Origin of the sequence: Streptomyces sp. NPDC005281 (assembly GCF_040607495.1) — a bacterium.
GTDB lineage: Bacteria > Actinomycetota > Actinomycetes > Streptomycetales > Streptomycetaceae > Streptomyces.
In genome coordinates this window covers 61,506-77,849 of the sequence record NZ_JBEXGX010000036.1, presented here as the reverse complement: position 1 = coordinate 77,849, position 16,344 = coordinate 61,506, and the positions used below count along the sequence as shown (strand labels likewise).

Below are 16,344 nucleotides of genomic sequence, written 5' to 3'. Positions count from 1 at the left end.
TACAGGCCCGTGCCCACAGCTGAGGTCAAAGCAGTCCAAGATGCGATTCACCCCCGGCCTGAAGGCCGGGGCACTCTCGCAAAATCAGAGGTAGGCGGGCCGGTCCGCGGCGCGGCGCCCCCGGTGCCCGAGGCCGGCCCAGCCGCCGGACGCGCCGGAGCCGTCCGGGTCAGGACAGCTTGCCGTCGTAGTCCGGCAGCTTGAACGTGCGCTCCGCGTGACCGCCGACCAGGTCGGTGGTGTTGTTGCCGACGTTGGCGACGATCGTGTAGCCGAGGGACTCGATCTCCGCGCGCTTGCCGGTCTTGTAGGCGCCGACCTCGCTGAAGAGGTCCGGCAGGTCACGCACGTACAGCCCGTCGACCGGGTAGCCGACGCTCTTCAGGTTCCACTTCGTCTCACTGGCGATGATGCCCGGCCGGGCGGTCACGAAGAAGACGGCGACGCCTCGCGAGTGCGCGTAGCGGGCGAGCGCCAGCGAGGCCTTGACCGCCGGGGTGGGCAGCTCGTACCAGGGATGGAAGTCGGTCTCCAGGGTGGTGTTGTCGATGTCGAAGACCATCGCGAGCTTCTGGCCGCCGGCGTTCGCGGTGCGCTGTTCCACGTACGGCACCGCCTGGTCGATGACGGCCTGGACGTCACTCTGCCAGGTGGCGTAGTCGACTCCGGCCGTCACCGAGGCGCTCGCGACCACCTGGGCCGGCGCCGCGGCGGCGGACCCGGCCGCACCGACCGTCCCCCCGATCCCGAGTGCCACGACCGCCGACACCACGCCCATCCGGCGCACCACACCGCGTCCCGTCATGCCTGTCCCCTTTTCACAGCTGATTGGTCGAATCGCATGAGTTGGTCGAGCCCACACATCGCGAAGGCGACGGTGTCTGGGACCGTCGCCGCGGCAGACATGATCCTGGCAGCGCGTGTACGGATGGGGAAGAGGCAGTTACTGATCGGTAGAGATCGTGCTTCACCAACTTCGGGGTACGCGCGGTGCAGTGGCACGTGTCCGCGACCCGTGTGAGCCTGGGCTCGCGGCTGGCACCAGTGAAGAGAGGCTGCTCTCATGCAAGGACCGAACATCGTCATCGTCGGCGCGGGTTTCGCCGGAGTCGAGGCCGCCAGAAGCCTCGAACGGTCGCTCACCCCCGGCGAGGCCCGGGTCACCCTGATCAGCCCCACCGACTATCAGCTCTATCTGCCGTTGCTGCCCCATGTCGCCGCCGGTGTCGTCACACCCCAGTCCGTGGCGCCCTCGCTGCGCCGGATCCTGCACCGCACCGCGCTGGTGCCGGGCGGGGTGATCGGTGTCGATCCGCAGGCCAAGGTGTGCGTCGTCCGGAAGATCACCGGAGACCTCGTCGACCTGCGCTACGACTACCTGGTGCTCACTCCGGGAAGCGTGACCCGCACCTTCGACATCCCCGGTCTGGCGGAGGAGGCGCGCGGTATGAAGACGCTCGCCCAGGCCGCGTACCTCCGTGACCATGTGATCGCCCAACTCGCCCTGGCGGCGGCCACGTCCGACTACGACGAGCAGGCCGCGCGGCTCCAGTTCGTGGTGGTCGGCGGCGGATACGCGGGCACCGAGACGGCGGCCTGTCTTCAGCGCCTGACCACCGCGGCGGCACAGCGTTACCACCCCCGGATCGACCCCGGTCTCATCAAGTGGCATCTGATCGACGTCGCCCCGAAGCTGCTGCCCGAGCTGGGCGACAAACTCGGAGCGAGCGCGATGGAGATGCTCGGCAAGCGCGGCGTACGGATCTCGCTGGGCACCTCCGTCGCCTCCGTCACCAAGGACGAGATCACCCTCACCGACGGGCGGGTGCTGCCTTCGCGGACGCTGGTGTGGACCGCGGGCGTCGCGGCGAGCCCGCTGGTCGACTCGCTGGGCGCGGAGACCGTGCGCGGACGGCTCGTCACCGAGCCCGACTTCAGGGTGCCGGGACTCGACGGGGTGTTCGCGCTGGGCGACGCGGCGGCGGTGCCCGACCTGGCCAAGGGCGACGGTTCGGCCTGCCCGCCGACCGCCCAGCACGCGGCCCGGCAGGGCCGGCACGCGGCCAAGGTCCTGACCGCGAAGCTGCGCGGAGAGCCCACTCTGCCCTACCGGCACAGGGATCTCGGTCTGGTCGTCGACCTCGGCGGTCACGACGCGGTGTCCAAGCCGCTCGGCATCGGCCTCAAGGGCGCACCCGCGCAGCTCGTGGCCCGCGGATACCACCTGTACGCCCTGCGCACGGGCTCCGCCAGGTTCCGTACGAGCGCCAACTGGCTTCTCAACGCCGTCGCGGGCGACGACTTCGTCCGTACCGGCTTCCTCGCCGACCGCAAGGGAACCCTGCGGGACTTCGAGCGCACGGACGCGTATCTGACGCGGGACGAGGTGACCGCCAGGACCCGATCCATCGCGTAGGGCCTGCGGCCGGCGCTCCCGACGCGAACCGGCCACCTCCGCGAGAGCCGCGGAGGACGGTGAACGCGCGGGCCGGAGCACACGTATGAGGGAAGGGCCCTCGACCGGGGCCCTCGGCGGCGCTGACGCCGCCCCATACGGCTTCGGGAGCCCACGCATGAGGCACGCACGACGACGGATCGTCCGACGGGGGGCGCGCCTCGCGGCCGTCGGCGGGCTGCTCTGCGGAGGGTTCATGGTGACCCGCGCCATGGCGAGCGAACCGTCCGACGCGTCGCGTACCACGGCGAGTTCGGCGCGGACCGCGGCGGACACGGGTGCCGGGCTGGTGTCCCGGCTGGGTACCGCGCGGACGGCGGGCAACTGGATAGCCGCCGACGGACGGCCCGTCGTCGCGGTCACCGACGCGGACGCCGCGGACGCGGTGAAGCGGGCGGGTGCCCGCCCGAAGGTCGTGACGCACAGCATGCAGGACCTCAAGTCCGCCGCGCGGACGCTCAGTTCGGCACCCCGGGTGCCGGGCACGGCGTGGGCCGTGGACTACAAGAAGAACGAGGTGGTGGTGGAGGCCGACAGCACGGTGTCCGCCACCGACTGGTCCCGTATGACGAAACTGGCCCACGGCATCGGCGACTCGGTGAAGATGCAGCGGACCCAGGGCACCTTCACCACGCGGGTGAACGGCGCACAGGCGATCTTCTCGACCGGCGGGCGCTGCTCGGCCGGGTTCAACGTGAGCAACGCGCAGGGCGAGTTCATCCTCACGGCCGGGCACTGCGGCCCCGCAGGATCGGTCTGGTTCTCCGACAACACGGGCCGGCAGCAGGTGGGCCGGACGATCACCACGGCGTTCCCCGGCAATGACTTCTCGCTGATCCAGTACGACAGTGCGCAGCAGACCGGGGCCGGGACCAATGTCGTCGCCATCGGCGGCGGCAACGGCGTACGGATCACGGGTGCCGCCGATCCGACCGTGGGCCAGCGGGTCTTCCGCAGCGGCAGCACGAGCGGTCTGCACGACGGCCAGGTGACCGCCCTCAATGCGACGGTCAACTACCCGGAGGGAACGGTCACCGGGCTGGTGCAGACCACGGTGTGCGCCGAACCGGGCGACAGCGGCGGCCCGTTGTTCTCCGAGGGCATCGCGCTGGGGGTGACCTCTGGCGGCAACGGGGACTGCAAGAGCGGTGGTACGACGTTCTTCCAGCCTGTCACCAAGGCGCTGACGGCTCTGGGGGTGACGCTCGCGGGCCAGCCGGCACAGGGCTCGGCCGGTGGTGCGGCCCAGCCTTCCCTCGCCCCCTCGACGTCGGCTTCGGCGATGGCCTCGCAGGGGGGAGCACCGGGTTCGGCGGCTCCGGGCGCGGTGGAGGCGGTGGGTGAGTCGGGGGCGGCCCAGACGTTCGTCTCCGAGCTCACCGACCCGCAGAACATCGGCCCCGGCCTGCTGGTCATCGGGGGAAGCGTCATCGCGCTGGTGGCGACCCGGTTCATCAGGACCGAGCAGGACCGCAAGGCCTACCAGCGGCAGTATTCACAGAGCTGGGGCTGAGCGGGCCGCGAGGCGGCCGGTGCCGAAGTCCGAGGCGGGGCTCCCCTGGACCGGGGAGCCCTGCCGGACGCGGAGGGTCAGGCGGCCCGGGTCGCCGAGGACGACGGGGTGGCCTTCGCCCACTCGAGGACGAGACGCTGGTACTCGCGCCGCTCGTCCATGTTCAGCGACCCACCTGCCCGGAACCAGAGAGCCCGGATCTCCTCGTTGACTTCGGCAGCGGACCGCTGAGTGTCGTTGTCAAGAGTGGTGCACATGCCGTGAAGCATACGGCCCTTGACGTGAAGATGATGTGAGTAAAGGCCCACGGGGCGACAAAACGGATGGTGAAGCTCGTCACTCGCTCAGGTACCGGGCTTGCGTCCGTAGACGTAGACGTCGTCACCGTTCTTGAGCAGCGACCAGTATTTCTTGGCCGTGGTCGGGGTCATGTTGACGCAGCCGTGCGAGCCGGGCGGGTTCCACATGCTGAGGCCCACCGAGTGGAAGGCCTGACCGCCGTCGAAGAACTGGCTGTACGGCATGGACACGTTGTAGATGGTCGAGACGTGGTCGATGTCACGCCAGTAGACCTTCTTCAGGCCGGTACGGGTCTCGTAGCCGTCCCTGCCCGTGCGGACCGGGACCGGTCCGTAGACCAGGCGGCTGCCGTCCTGGATCCAGCTGAGCTGGAGCGTGAGGTTGACGCAGGCGATACGGCCCTTGTTCACCGGGCACTTGCCGTCCCGGTTGGGGTTGCTCCCCACGGCCTTCTGCTTGTTCATGAGGTCCATCACGCCCCAGGTGACCGGGCCCGCGTAGCCGATGTTCGGGGTGATGCCGTGCTTGTTCTGGAAGGCCCGGATCGCCGTGCAGTCGGCGGCGGACTGCCGGCCGTCGACGGGCCGCCCGAGGAACTTCTCCACCTGCTTCTGGTACGGGCCCGCGGCCGTCGTGCAGCCGGCGGCCTGCGCGGGCGTCGCGCCCAGTGCGAGGGTGAGCGGTGCGACCAGTCCGGTGAGTCCGAGCGCGACAACTCCTCGCCTGCGTATGTCCCCCATGGCGGGCCTTCCTGTTGTGTTCTTCTCTTGTCTGTCTACTAGACGGCCCTTGAGGGTATTGCGTTGTACGGCTTGGCGGACAGGGACGAAACAGTGACATTCCTCGCCGCCGCGGCCGGCTCCGGTCCCCGGCGGGAAGCCCTCTCCCCCGGCCCACCGGACACGGCGCCGCGTCCGTTCCGCGGCAGTCCGGTTTCCCCGAAGTGGACCGCTCGTCCGGCCTGCGTTCCTTCTAGGCTGCCGTCATGCACCCTGCGCTCTCCGACGACCTCGACCGCCTCCCCGAACTCCTCCAGGCCGCCCGGGACTTCGCCGTCCAGGAGGTGAGCGGCCTCGGCAGCCGTCCGGTCGCCCGGCTCGGCAAGGCGCCCGCCCCCGATCCGCTTCCGGCCCAGGGTGCCGGTGCCGAGGGCGCACTGGCCCGGTTCGCCGGGCGCTGGGCACCCGGGTTCTCCGGCTCCGCGGGTCCGCGCTACCTAGGGTTCGTCACCGGCGGCGCGACGCCCGCCTCGCTCACCGGGGACTGGCTGACCGGTGCCTACGACCAGAACGTCTCGGGCGCCGCCGGATCCTTCGCGAGCGCGCTGGAGCACGAGACGCTGGGCTGGCTGCGTGAGATGTTCGGGCTCGGCGAGGAGCATCACGGGGCGTTCGTGAGCGGCGCGACGGTCTCGAACACGGTCGGGCTAGCCATCGCGCGGGAGTGGCTCGGTGAGCGCCGGGGTGTATCGGTCGCGCAGGAGGGGGCCGGCGCGCTCGGGCCGGTCGACGTGCTCTCCGGCAGCCCTCATTCGAGCGTCGCCAAGGCCCTGTCCGTACTCGGCCTCGGGCGCGGCAGCCTGCGTCCGGTGCCCGTGCTGCCCGGCAACCGCGAGGCCGTGGACGTCGAGCGCCTCGATGCCGCGCTCACCGCGCTCGACGGGCGTCCTGCCGTCGTCGTCGCGAACGCCGGGACCGTCAACACCGTCGACTTCGACGATCTGCGGGCGGTCGCCGCGCTCAGGGAGCGCCATGACTTCTGGCTGCACGTCGACGCGGCGTTCGGCGGGTTCGCCGCGCTGTCGCCCGAGTTCTCCTCTCTGGTGGACGGCCTGGACGAGGCCGACTCCGTCTGTGTCGACCTGCACAAGTGGCTCAACGTCCCCTACGACGCGGCCGTCCAGTTCACCCGTCGCCAGGACCTCCAGGTCCGGGTCTTCCACAACGCCTCGCCCTATCTCGGACTCCCGGGCGGAGACCCCGACTTCCTGCACCTGACGCCGGAGAACTCGCGCCGGCTGCGCGCGCTCCCGGCCTGGTTCTCGCTCGCGGCCTACGGGCGCGAGGGGCATCGCGAGATCGTCGAACGGAACGTCGCGCTGGCCCGGCGGCTGGGCGAGCGGGTCGCCCGTGCTCCCGCGCTGCGGCTGCTCGCGCCGGTGCGGCTGAACGTCGTGTGCTTCACCCTCGCCGACGACCCGACGGAGCGGCGTGTCCACGCGCTGGCCGACGCCGTCGCCGCCTCGGGCGAGGCCTTCGTGACACCGACCTGCTACGACGGCACGCACGGGCTGCGTGCCGCGTTCAGCAACTGGCGTACGTCCGAGGCGGACACGGACCGGGTGTTCGCGGCCGTCGAACGTCACTGCGCCCAGCCACGTCTGTGAAGGCCCGCGCGGGCGCGGGCCGAGACCCCGGACGGCACGGGGCACGGTCGCTTCCCGGCCCTCACCTCAGACGGGCTGCCACAGTTCGACCCGGTTGCCCTCCGGGTCGGTGACCCAGCCGAACCGGCCTACGCCGTCCATGTCCTGGGTGTCCTCCGCCACGTCCGCTCCCCGGGCGCGCAGTTGCGCGAGCATCGCGTCCAGGTCGCGGACCCGGAAGTTGAGCATGGTCCGCTGCGCGGGGGACCCGAAGTAGCCGGTCCCGGACTCGAAGGCGGCGAACACCGTCGGTCCGGCCTGCGGGCGCCACAGGTCGTTCTCGTCGGCGTCCAGGCCCAGGCAGTCGCGGTACCAGGCGCCGAGGGCCGCAGGGTCGTCGGCCTTGATGAAGTATCCGCCGATTCCAAGCACACGTTCCATGCGCCCATCCTGTCAGGAAGGACGCCGGACGGACCGGCACCACACCTGTGGCCCGTTTTCCCGTCCGCGTCCTCGCCGCCGCTCTCGGTCGCGTCCTCGCCCCCGCCCTCAGTCCGCGTTCTCGCCGCCTCCGATCGCCTGCCGGAAGCCGTTGTTGACGGCAAGCAGGCCGCCGTCGACGCACAGGGTCGTACCCGTGATCCAGGACGCGTCGCGTGAGGCGAGGAAGGCGACGGCGGCCGCGATGTCCTCCGGTTCGCCGACCCGGCCGAGCGGATAGAGCCGGGCGGCGGAGGCGAGATCGGCGTCGCGGCCCTCCCAGGCCGTGGTGCGGACCGTTCCCGGCGCCACCAGGTTGACGCGGACACCCCGGCCGGCGGCATGCCCGGCGAGGGTGCGGGTGAGCGACATCAGCCCCGCCTTGGCCGCGCTGTAGGCGTGGTTGCCGAAGTCCTGGATGCCGTTGACGGAACCGATGGTGACGACGGCCCCGCGACCGGAGGCGACCAGGTGCGGGAGTGCCGCGCGGGCGCAGCGGTAGGCGCCGGTCAGGGTGATGTCGAGGTCGGCGGCCCACTCCTCGTCGCTCTCGTCCTCGAAGAACGGGGCGTCGTGGCTGCACCGGTAGGCGTTGTTGACCAGGACGTCGAGCGAGCCGAACGTGTCCACGGCGTACGCCACGGCGGCCTCGACCTGGGCCCGGTCCCCCACGTCGCAGCCGAACGCCTCGGCCCGCGAGCCGAGTTCGCGCAGCGCGGCGGCGGTCTTCTCGGCCTCGACCGGGTCCACGTCGGTTACGAGGACCTGAGCGCCTTCCGCGGCCAGACGGCGGGCGGTCGCGGCGCCGATGCCGCGGGCCGCGCCCGTGATCAGAACCCCGTATCCCTCGAAGCGTCTCATCTCAGTCATGGCAGGGAAGTTACCTCCAAGATCGTGACCGCGACAGACGCCGGTGCCCGTATGTGGCCTGCCCGGAGGAGGACTTGGTCAGCGGTACCCGGTCACGTCCGCCGGCTTCCTCTTGTCCTGCACCTCGACCATGTATCGCCAGGCGTCAGGACGGCTGCCGTCCCGGTCGGTGAAGCCGTACACCTGGGCGAGTTGCCCGCTGGAGAGGGACTGCCCGTTCCAGCGGGCCCGTTCGGGATCGGCGGCCAGCGCGGCGACCGCGCGTCCCACGTAGTGGGGCGTCTCGGAGATGGCGAAGTGCGGCTGGCCGGCCTCGGCGTCGTGCCAGTTCTCCTCGGTCACGCCGAAGGCTTCGAGCATGATCTCCGAGCGCATCCAGCCGGGGGTGAGCGCCACGGCGGTGGCGCCGCGCGGGCCCAGTTCGTGTCCCAGGGCGAACGCCATGCGCAGTACGGACGACTTGGCGATGTCGTAGAAGAAGGAGACCCGGTAGGTGTCGCGGTTGTACTCGGCGGTGCCGTCGGTCATCTCGACGACCAGGCCGCCCGGACGGCGCAGCAGCAGGGGCAGCGCGTGGTGGCTGGTGATCGCGTGGGTCTCGACGGCGAGCCGCAGCATCCTGCGTCCGTTGTCGAGGTCGTGCTCCCAGAGGGGGGTGTCCCACTCGAAGAGCTTCTCGGCGCCCCAGATGTCGTTGACCAGGATGTCGAGCCGGCCCTGTTCGTCGGCGATCCGGGCGACGAGCGTGGCCACCTGCGCCGGGACGAGGTGGTCGGTGGGGACCGCGATGCCCCGCCCGCCCGCCGCGGTGACCAGGTCCGCGGTGTCCTCGATGGTCTCGGGGCGGTCGTACTCCGAGCGCTGTTCGCGTGTGCTGCGGCCGGTCACGTAGACGGTGGCGCCGGCCGCGCCGAGTTCCACCGCGATCCCGCGGCCCGCACCCCGGGTCGCGCCCGCGACCAGCGCGACCTTGTCCCGAAGCGTGCCTTCCGACGGCCCTGACATGTCCGACCTCCGTGCGCGTGGCGTCCACGGGCGCTCACCCGTGTGTCGCTACGAGCGTCTCCCGGAAGCCGGACATCTTGTGTCAGGTATCCGTACGGCTTTGTCGCCGTGTCGCCGTGTCCTCGCGGAGCGGCGAGGCCGCGGGGCGGCAGCTGGGCGTCAATGGCCGCGTGCGATCCACGCCTCCACGTGCGGTGCCTCGGCCCCGATCGTGGTCGTCCCGCCGTGTCCGGTACGCACGACCGTGTCGGCCGGCAGCGTGAGCAGCCGGTCGCGGATGGACTCGATGATCGTCGGGAAGTGCGAGTAGGAGCGGCCGGTCGCCCCCGGGCCGCCCTGGAAGAGGGTGTCGCCGGAGAAGAGCGTGCCGAGTCCCGGGGCGTAGAGGCAGACCGCGCCGGGGGCGTGGCCCGGTGTGTGCAGCACGGTCAGATCGGTGCCGGCGGCCTCGATCACCTGGCCGTCCTGGAGCCAGGCGTCCGGCATGCGGTCCGGGTGGGTGAGCTTCCACAGCGGCAGGTCGTCGGGGTGGAGCCAGATGGTGGCTCCGGTGCGCTCCGCCAGGGCGGGAGCGGCGTCGATGTGGTCGTTGTGGGCGTGGGTGCACACGATCCCGCGCAGGCGGCGGTCGCCCACCGCTTCGGCGATGGCGTCGGCGTCGTGCGCGGCGTCGATCACGACGGCCTCGTGGTCGTCGCCCACGATCCATACGTTGTTGTCGACCTCCCAGGTGCCGCCGTCGAGCTCGAACGTGCCCGAGGTGACGAGGTGTTCGATGCGGGCGGTCATCAGAACACCACCACCGAACGCAGTACGTCGCCGTGGTGCATCCGATCGAAGGCCGCCTCGATGCCGTCCAGGGCGATGGTCTCGCTCACGAACGCGTCCAGGTCGAGGCGTCCTTGGAGGTGCAGGTCGATCAGCATCGGGAAGTCGCGGGAGGGCAGACAGTCGCCGTACCAGGACGACTTGAGCGCGCCACCGCGGCCGAAGACGTCGATCAGCGGGAGTTCGAGTTTCATGTCGGGGGTGGGCACGCCGACGAGGACGACCGTGCCGGCGAGGTCGCGGGCGTAGAAGGCCTGCTGGTACGTCTCGGGGCGGCCGACCGCCTCGATGACGACGTCGGCGCCGAAGCCGCCGGTGAGTTCGCGGATCGCCTCGACGGGGTCGGTCGTCCGGGAGTTGACGGTGTGCGTCGCGCCGAGCTTCTCGGCGGTCGTGAGCTTGCGGTCGTCGATGTCCACGGCGATGATCTTCGCCGCGCCCGCCAGCCTGGAGCCCGCGATCGCCGCGTCGCCGACGCCGCCGCAGCCGATCACCGCGACGGTGTCGCCGCGCCCGACATTGCCCGTGTTGATGGCGGCGCCGATGCCGGCCATGACTCCGCAGCCGAGCAGTCCGGCGACCGCCGGGGAGACCGACGGGTCGACCTTGGTGCACTGTCCGGCCGCGACGAGCGTCTTCTCGGCGAAGGCGCCGATGCCGAGGGCCGGGGACAGCTCCGTACCGTCCTTCAGCGTCATCTTCTGCTTGGCGTTGTGGGTGTTGAAGCAGTACCAGGGGCGCCCGCGCCGACACGCACGGCATTGTCCGCACACCGCGCGCCAGTTGAGGATCACGAAGTCGCCGGGCGCCACGTCGGTGACGCCGTCGCCGACCGACTCCACGATTCCGGCCGCCTCGTGGCCGAGCAGGAACGGGAAGTCGTCGTTGATGCCGCCCTGCTTGTAGTGCAGGTCCGTGTGGCAGACCCCGCAGGCCTGGATCTTCACCACGGCCTCGCCCGGCCCCGGATCGGGCACGACGATGGTCTCGACGCGCACCGGCTCGTTCTTGCCCGGTGCGATCACGCCCCGTACTTCCTGCGCCATGTGAGTAAGCCCTTCCCTAGGTGGACCTTCCGTCGACCGACCCTACGGTGTGACCCGCCGGTAGAAGGCCAGGTGGCCCGCGGCGGCTCCGGTCCCGGTACGACGGCCGGCCGCCCGCATCCGGTCCCGGTACGGCGGGCGGCCGCCCGCACCCGGACGCGGGGCCCGGCGGTCCGCGCCGCATGCCCACGGGTAGCACCGCCTGGCATCCCGTGCGGCCGCACGGACAGCACCCCCGGCTCCCGTGCGGCCGCACGGACAGCACCTCTCGGGCACCCGCCTCCGCCGCACGGAGAGCACTTCTCGGGCACCCGCCTCCCCCGCACGGAGAGCACTTCCGGATACCCCCCGGGGTACCTCTGCTACGGTGGATATACCCCCGGGGGTAATTTTGACCGAGCCGGGAAGCCGTGCGGCTTCCCGCGGGAGAGGAGTGCAGCCGTGTTCTTCGTCGACACCATCGAGGTGGCGGGACTGGGCAACCGGAGCTATCTGGCCGGCGGCCCGCGTACCGCCGTCGCCGTCGACCCGCCAAGGGACGCCGGGCGGGTGATCGCCGCCGCGGCCCGGCGGGGCGTGCGGATCGCGTACGTCGTCGAGACGCACCTGCACAACGACTATGTGAGCGGCGGCCTGGAGCTGGCCCGGCTCACCGGCGCCGCCTATCTGGTCCCGGCCGGCGCCCGGGTCGCGTTCGAGCGGGTGCCCGTGGCCGACGGGGACACGGTGGAGGTGGACGCGGGGCTGACGCTGCGGGCACTGGCCACGCCCGGACACACCCCGCACCACACCTCGTACGCCCTCCAGGAGAACGGACGGGCCGTCACGGCCTTCACCGGCGGCTCCCTGCTCATCGGCACCGTCGGCAGGCCCGATCTGGTGGAGCCGCGGCTGACCGGGGAACTGGCCAGGGCGCAGCACGCCTCGGCGCACCGGCTCGCCGCGGAGCTGCCCGACGACACCGCGGTCCTGCCCACCCACGGCTTCGGCAGCTTCTGCTCGGCCGGAACCGCCGAGGGCGACACGAGCACGATCGGGCGCGAGCGCGTCGGCAACGAAGCCCTGGTCAAGGACGTCGACGCGTTCGTCGCTGACCTCCTCGCCGGGCTCGACGACGTGCCCGCCTACTACGCCCACATGGGCCCCGCCAACGCCGGCGGCCCGGCCTCCGTCGATCTGACCCCGCCCGCGCTCGCGGACGCCACGGAGATCGCCGCGCGGCTCGCGGCCGGCGAATGGATCGTGGATCTGCGCAGCCGGCTCGCCTTCGCCGCGGGGCATGTCGCCGGCGCGGTCAACTTCGAGGCGGACGGACAGCTCGCCGTGTATCTGGCCTGGCTGCTGCCCTGGGGCAAGCCGGTCACGCTGCTCGCCGAATCTCCTGAGCAACTCGCTCAGGCACAGCGCGAGTTGACGCAGGTCGGCATCGACCGGCCGGCCGCCGCCGCGATCGGCTCGCCGGCCGACTGGGTCCCCGAGGCGGAACGGCCGCGCGCCTTCCGCCGTGCCTCCTTCGCCGAACTGGCCGAGGCGTACGACTCCCCCGGCCGGCCCGTGGTCCTGGACGTCCGGCGCGACTCCGAGCGCGCCGGGGGTCATGTCGCGGGGTCGGTGCACATACCTGTGCACCAGGTGCGTGACCGGCTCGGGGAGATACCCGCCGGGACCGTCTGGGTGCACTGCGCCGGAGGCATGCGGGCCGCGATCGCCGCCTCGCTGCTCGACGCGGCGGGCCGGGACGTGGTGGCCGTCGACGACTCCTTCGCCTCCGCGGCCGCCTCCGGCCTGCGCATGACACGGATCGACGCCGGCTCCCCCGGCACGGCCTGCCGCGCGTCCGAGGACTCCGCGGCGTGAGCGTCCTGATCCTCGCCCTGGCCGCCGGTGCCGTGACCGGGCTCGCGCTCGGGGCGCTGGGAGGCGGCGGCAGCGTGCTGACCGTGCCCGCCCTGATCTACCTGCTCGGATTCACTCCGGCCGCGGCCACCACCGCGAGTCTGGTCATCGTCACCCTCACCTCGGCGACCGCGCTGTCCGCGCACGCCCGCCAGGGCGGCGTCCGCTGGCGGGCCGGAGCGCTGTTCGCGGCGGCCGGGCTCGTCCCGGCCGCACTGGGCGGAGCCCTGTCGGGACAGCTGCCTGCCGCCGCGCTGACCGGCGCGTTCTCGCTGATCGCGGGGCTCGCGGCGTTCCGGATGCTGCGGCAGGTGGCCGAAGAGCCGGGGGCCGGGAAGCCGGAGGCCGAGGAGTCTGGGGCCGCTCCCGCCGGGACCCGGCGGATCGCCGGAACGGGCGCCGGTCTCGGCGCGGTGACCGGGCTGCTGGGCGTGGGCGGCGGCTTTCTCGCCGTACCGGCCCTGGTGAACGTCGTGGGACTGCGGATGCGGGCCGCCGTCGGCACCAGCCTGCTGGTGATCACGGCGAACTCGCTCGCCGCGCTGCTCGCCCGCGCGGGAACGGCACAGAGCCTCGACTGGGCGGTCGTCGCGCCGTTCGCCGGCGCGGCCGTCCTCGGCGCGTGGGACGGGAAGCGGCTGGCGGCCCGGGTGTCGGGCGGCACGCTTCAGCGGATCTTCGCCTGGGCCCTGCTGGCCGTGGCCGCGCTGATGCTGCTGGACGTGGTGCTGTGAGGCTGACGCCGGGCTCCGCGGCCGGGGTCCTGCCCTGAGGCTCAGGCCAGCGACAGGAAGAGTTTCTCCAGCCGCGCCCGCATCTGCTCAGTGCTCTCACCGTTCTTCGCGCCGTTCTCGACGCCGGTCAGACACTGCTGGAGCCCGGTGGCGATGATCGCGAAGCCGGCCCGGTCCAGGGCGCGAGAAGCGGCGGCGAGCTGGGTGACCACCTCCTCGCAGTCCCGTCCCTCCTCGATCATCCGGATCACTCCGGAGATCTGTCCCTGCGCCCGGCGCAGCCGGTTGAGCACCGACTTCAGCTCGTCACCCGCGAGTTCCAATTCCACGAACACTCCTCAATCCATACCCCTAGGGGTATCTTACTCCGCCCTGCGGGGCACCCCCGAAGAGCAAGGATGACACTCCCCATGAACACCCCCGTCTCCCTCGACGTCGACCAGGCCCACGGCAGGATCGGCGAGCTGACCGTCATCGACGTCCGCACCCCCGGCGAGTACGCCTCCGGCCATCTGCCGGGCGCCCTGAACGTGCCGCTGGACCGGCTGCACCGTGCGCTGCCCGTGCTCGGGAACGCCCGTACCGAACTGCTGGTGGTGTGCGCCTCCGGCGCCCGCTCCGCGAACGCCTGCGCCCTGCTGGCCGAACACGGTGTACCGGCGGCCACACTCACCGGCGGCACCGGCGCCTGGGCGCGGCGCGGACACGAACTGCACCGCCCGGCCGGCCGCACCCGGGCCGGCTGGTCCATGGAGCGGCAGGTCCGCTTCGCCGCCGGCACCGTCGTCCTCACCGGCCTCGGCCTCGGACTCCTGCACCCCGCCTGGCAGTTGCTCTCCGCCGGGGTCGCGGGCGGCCTGGTCTTCTCCGCGCTCACCGACACCTGCGGCATGGGCGCGCTGCTCGCCAGGCTGCCGCACAACCGGCCCCGCCCGGCGGATCTCGACGCCACCCTGGCGGCACTTGAGGCGCGTGTTTCCTGAGTCCGCGCCCCGGCAGGCCGGTTGCGACCGGTCCGGGCGGGTCGCCGACGTAGCCTGAACGCTTCGTCGCAACTCCCGCAAGGAGCACCGTGAGCCTGACCGAGACCGTGCCCGAGGTGCCCGCGTGGCGCCTGTTGCTCGGGTACGTACGACCGCACCGCTGGGCGCTGTTCGGTGGCGCGCTGCTGGCGCTCACGACCGGGGCCACCGGTCTGCTGCTGCCGCTGGTGGCGCGCGGGCTCATCGACGACCTGTCGCACGACCGGCCGATCGGACAGGCGCTGCTCGGCATGGCGGCCCTCGTCGTCACCAACGCGGCCGTGGGAGCGATGGGTTCGTACGTACTGCGGCGCACCGCGGAGTCGGTGGTGCTGGGCGCGCGCCGCACTCTCTCGTCGTATCTGCTGCGGCTGCGCATACCCGCCGTGGACCGCAGCGAGCCCGGCGACCTGATGGCGCGCATCACCTCCGACACGACCCTGCTGCGCGAGGTCACGACCGATTCCCTGGTCGGTCTCGGCACCGGCGGTCTCACCCTCGTCGCGACAGTGGTGATGATGGGCCTGGTCGACGTGGTCCTGCTCGGTGTCACGCTGGGCGTGGTGCTGTGCGCGGGCACGGTGCTCGGCCTGATCCTGCCGCGCATCAACCGGGCGAGCAGGCGGGCCCAGGACGCCGTCGGGGTGATGGGGGCCTCGCTGGAGCGGACCCTCGGCGCGCTGCGGACGATCAAGGCGTCGGGCGCCGAGCACCGTGAGGAGCGAAGCGTCCACGCGGCCGCCGAGGAGTCCTGGCGGCAGAGCGTGCGGGCGGCCAAGTGGTCGGCGGCGGCCGGCAACACGGCCGGTCTGGCGATGCAGATCGCCTTCATCACCGTCCTCGCGGTGGGCGGCGCCCGGGTCGCGACCGGCGCCATCCACGTCGGCACCCTGGTCGCCTTCCTCCTGTACGTGTTCTACCTGATGTCACCGATCCAGCAGGTGGTCGGCGCGATCACGCAGTACCAGACCGGTTCCGCCGCCCTCGCCCGTATCCAGGAGGCGCTGCGGCTGCCCGCCGAACCCGCCGCCCTGCCCGCTCCGCTGCCGGCGCCGGACGCGGAGCCCGCTTCGCTGGCCTTCGAGGACGTCCGCTTCCGGTACGCCGACGATCTGCCGTACGTCCACCACGGTGTGACCTTCACCGTCCCCGCCCGGGGGATGACCGCGTTCGTCGGCCCCTCCGGAGCGGGCAAGACCACCGTGTTCTCGCTCATCGAGCGGTTCTACGAGCCCGAGGCCGGCCTCGTCAGCGTGGACGGTCGGGCGCTCGACGACTGGGAGCTGCCCCGGCTCCGGGCCGCCATCGGCTACGTGGAGCAGGACGCGCCGGTGCTGTCGGGCTCCCTGCGCGACAACCTCCTGCTCGGCAATCCCGAGGCCGGGGAGGGCGAGCTGACGCGGGTGCTGAAGACGACCCGCCTCGACGGCCTCGTGTCCCGGCTGCCGGGCGGCCTGGACACACTCGTCGGCCATCGCGGCACGAAGCTGTCCGGCGGGGAGCGTCAGCGCGTCGCCATCGCACGGGCCCTGCTGCGCCGTCCCCGGCTGCTGCTCCTCGACGAGGCCACCTCGCAGCTCGACGCCGTCAACGAGGCCGCGCTGCGCGACACGGTCGCCGACGTGGCCCGTACGACCACCGTTCTGGTGGTCGCGCACCGGCTGTCCACCGTCACGTCGGCCGACCGTATCGTCGTGATGGACGCGGGCCGGGTCCGCGCGGTCGGCACCCACCGCGAACTCGTCGCCGCGGATCCGCTCTACGCCGAACTGGCCGCCACCCAGTTCCTCGCGACCGCGGGATGACCGCGGCACCATGAGCCGGGGGGAC

The 16,344-nt window shown here is 72.0% G+C and carries 16 protein-coding genes; 7 read left to right on the top strand and 9 right to left on the bottom strand.

What is annotated here, in order from left to right; genetic code table 11:
* Positions 1 to 169: 169 nt before the first annotated feature.
* Positions 170 to 805 carry an HAD family acid phosphatase gene (locus ABZV42_RS35495; RefSeq protein ID WP_355987731.1) on the bottom strand — a complete coding sequence of 212 codons (636 nt, stop codon included), beginning with the start codon at positions 803 to 805 and terminating at the stop codon, positions 170 to 172.
* A 258-nt stretch (positions 806 to 1,063) separates the two neighbouring features.
* On the opposite strand from ABZV42_RS35495, the gene ABZV42_RS35490 reads away from it, so the two are divergent.
* Both ABZV42_RS35490 and ABZV42_RS35485 read left to right on the top strand, forming a co-directional pair.
* A complete protein-coding gene (locus tag ABZV42_RS35490; RefSeq protein WP_355987729.1) occupies positions 1,064 to 2,416 on the top strand; it encodes an NAD(P)/FAD-dependent oxidoreductase in 1,353 nt (450 codons plus the stop codon).
* A 157-nt stretch (positions 2,417 to 2,573) separates the two neighbouring features.
* Entirely contained in the window at positions 2,574 to 3,968 is a 1,395-nt protein-coding gene (locus ABZV42_RS35485) for a S1 family peptidase (RefSeq protein ID WP_356055583.1), read from the top strand.
* A 77-nt stretch (positions 3,969 to 4,045) separates the two neighbouring features.
* On the opposite strand, the gene ABZV42_RS35480 is transcribed toward ABZV42_RS35485, so the two are convergent.
* Positions 4,046 to 4,237, bottom strand: a complete 192-nt coding sequence (locus ABZV42_RS35480; protein ID WP_355987724.1) for a hypothetical protein — start codon at positions 4,235 to 4,237, stop codon at positions 4,046 to 4,048.
* A 75-nt stretch (positions 4,238 to 4,312) separates the two neighbouring features.
* The gene (locus ABZV42_RS35475) at positions 4,313 to 5,008 is read right to left on the bottom strand and encodes a L,D-transpeptidase family protein (protein WP_355987722.1); all 696 of its coding nucleotides are present in this window, start codon (positions 5,006 to 5,008) and stop codon (positions 4,313 to 4,315) included.
* Positions 5,009 to 5,253: 245 nt separating this feature from the next.
* Here ABZV42_RS35475 and ABZV42_RS35470 point away from each other — a divergent pair, with 245 nt between their 5' ends.
* A complete protein-coding gene (locus tag ABZV42_RS35470; RefSeq protein ID WP_355987720.1) occupies positions 5,254 to 6,654 on the top strand; it encodes an aminotransferase class I/II-fold pyridoxal phosphate-dependent enzyme in 1,401 nt (466 codons plus the stop codon).
* 66 nt (positions 6,655 to 6,720) lie between these two features.
* Here the strand turns inward: ABZV42_RS35470 and ABZV42_RS35465 are convergent, their stop codons facing one another.
* The 5 genes from ABZV42_RS35465 to ABZV42_RS35445 form a co-directional block, all read right to left on the bottom strand.
* A complete protein-coding gene (locus tag ABZV42_RS35465) occupies positions 6,721 to 7,074 on the bottom strand; it encodes a VOC family protein (protein ID WP_356055580.1) in 354 nt (117 codons plus the stop codon).
* A gap of 108 nt (positions 7,075 to 7,182) precedes the next feature.
* Complete coding sequence (locus tag ABZV42_RS35460) at positions 7,183 to 7,983, bottom strand: SDR family NAD(P)-dependent oxidoreductase (RefSeq protein WP_355987716.1); 801 nt, start codon at positions 7,981 to 7,983, stop codon at positions 7,183 to 7,185.
* A gap of 78 nt (positions 7,984 to 8,061) precedes the next feature.
* The gene (locus ABZV42_RS35455; protein ID WP_356055578.1) at positions 8,062 to 8,988 is read right to left on the bottom strand and encodes an SDR family oxidoreductase; all 927 of its coding nucleotides are present in this window, start codon (positions 8,986 to 8,988) and stop codon (positions 8,062 to 8,064) included.
* Positions 8,989 to 9,147: 159 nt separating this feature from the next.
* Entirely contained in the window at positions 9,148 to 9,777 is a 630-nt protein-coding gene (locus ABZV42_RS35450) for an MBL fold metallo-hydrolase (protein ID WP_356055576.1), read from the bottom strand.
* Complete coding sequence (locus tag ABZV42_RS35445) at positions 9,777 to 10,862, bottom strand: S-(hydroxymethyl)mycothiol dehydrogenase (RefSeq protein WP_356055574.1); 1,086 nt, start codon at positions 10,860 to 10,862, stop codon at positions 9,777 to 9,779. The genes ABZV42_RS35450 and ABZV42_RS35445 overlap by 1 nt, the downstream gene beginning before the upstream one ends.
* Positions 10,863 to 11,303: 441 nt before the next feature.
* Here ABZV42_RS35445 and ABZV42_RS35440 point away from each other — a divergent pair, with 441 nt between their 5' ends.
* Together ABZV42_RS35440 and ABZV42_RS35435 are read left to right on the top strand one after the other, a co-directional pair.
* The gene (locus ABZV42_RS35440) at positions 11,304 to 12,719 is read left to right on the top strand and encodes an MBL fold metallo-hydrolase (protein WP_356055572.1); all 1,416 of its coding nucleotides are present in this window, start codon (positions 11,304 to 11,306) and stop codon (positions 12,717 to 12,719) included.
* Positions 12,716 to 13,492, top strand: a complete 777-nt coding sequence (locus ABZV42_RS35435) for a sulfite exporter TauE/SafE family protein (RefSeq protein WP_356055570.1) — start codon at positions 12,716 to 12,718, stop codon at positions 13,490 to 13,492. The genes ABZV42_RS35440 and ABZV42_RS35435 overlap by 4 nt, the downstream gene beginning before the upstream one ends.
* A gap of 41 nt (positions 13,493 to 13,533) precedes the next feature.
* Here ABZV42_RS35435 and ABZV42_RS35430 read toward each other — a convergent pair whose 3' ends face one another.
* Positions 13,534 to 13,821, bottom strand: coding sequence for a metal-sensitive transcriptional regulator (locus tag ABZV42_RS35430; protein ID WP_355987704.1), 288 nt, complete (start codon positions 13,819 to 13,821; stop codon positions 13,534 to 13,536).
* Positions 13,822 to 13,902: 81 nt separating this feature from the next.
* Here ABZV42_RS35430 and ABZV42_RS35425 point away from each other — a divergent pair, with 81 nt between their 5' ends.
* Both ABZV42_RS35425 and ABZV42_RS35420 read left to right on the top strand, forming a co-directional pair.
* On the top strand, positions 13,903 to 14,475 hold the full coding sequence (locus ABZV42_RS35425; RefSeq protein ID WP_356055568.1) for a rhodanese-like domain-containing protein: 573 nt from the start codon (positions 13,903 to 13,905) through the stop codon (positions 14,473 to 14,475).
* An 89-nt stretch (positions 14,476 to 14,564) separates the two neighbouring features.
* Entirely contained in the window at positions 14,565 to 16,319 is a 1,755-nt protein-coding gene (locus ABZV42_RS35420) for an ABC transporter ATP-binding protein (protein WP_355987700.1), read from the top strand.
* Positions 16,320 to 16,344: the final 25 nt, after the last annotated feature.

Bases quoted from the DNA above. Each gene is read 5' to 3' on its own strand.
- ABZV42_RS35460 (WP_355987716.1), bottom strand. From the start codon at position 7,983: ATGACTGAGATGAGACGCTTCGAGGGATACGGGGTTCTGATCACGGGC.
- ABZV42_RS35490 (WP_355987729.1), top strand. From the start codon at position 1,064: ATGCAAGGACCGAACATCGTCATCGTCGGCGCGGGTTTCGCCGGAGTC.
- ABZV42_RS35485 (WP_356055583.1), top strand. From the start codon at position 2,574: ATGAGGCACGCACGACGACGGATCGTCCGACGGGGGGCGCGCCTCGCG.
- ABZV42_RS35450 (WP_356055576.1), bottom strand. From the start codon at position 9,777: ATGACCGCCCGCATCGAACACCTCGTCACCTCGGGCACGTTCGAGCTC.
- ABZV42_RS35425 (WP_356055568.1), top strand. From the start codon at position 13,903: ATGAACACCCCCGTCTCCCTCGACGTCGACCAGGCCCACGGCAGGATC.
- ABZV42_RS35475 (WP_355987722.1), bottom strand. From the start codon at position 5,008: ATGGGGGACATACGCAGGCGAGGAGTTGTCGCGCTCGGACTCACCGGA.
- ABZV42_RS35495 (WP_355987731.1), bottom strand. From the start codon at position 805: ATGACGGGACGCGGTGTGGTGCGCCGGATGGGCGTGGTGTCGGCGGTC.
- ABZV42_RS35455 (WP_356055578.1), bottom strand. From the start codon at position 8,988: ATGTCAGGGCCGTCGGAAGGCACGCTTCGGGACAAGGTCGCGCTGGTC.
- ABZV42_RS35465 (WP_356055580.1), bottom strand. From the start codon at position 7,074: ATGGAACGTGTGCTTGGAATCGGCGGATACTTCATCAAGGCCGACGAC.
- ABZV42_RS35445 (WP_356055574.1), bottom strand. From the start codon at position 10,862: ATGGCGCAGGAAGTACGGGGCGTGATCGCACCGGGCAAGAACGAGCCG.
- ABZV42_RS35470 (WP_355987720.1), top strand. From the start codon at position 5,254: ATGCACCCTGCGCTCTCCGACGACCTCGACCGCCTCCCCGAACTCCTC.
- ABZV42_RS35480 (WP_355987724.1), bottom strand. From the start codon at position 4,237: ATGCTTCACGGCATGTGCACCACTCTTGACAACGACACTCAGCGGTCC.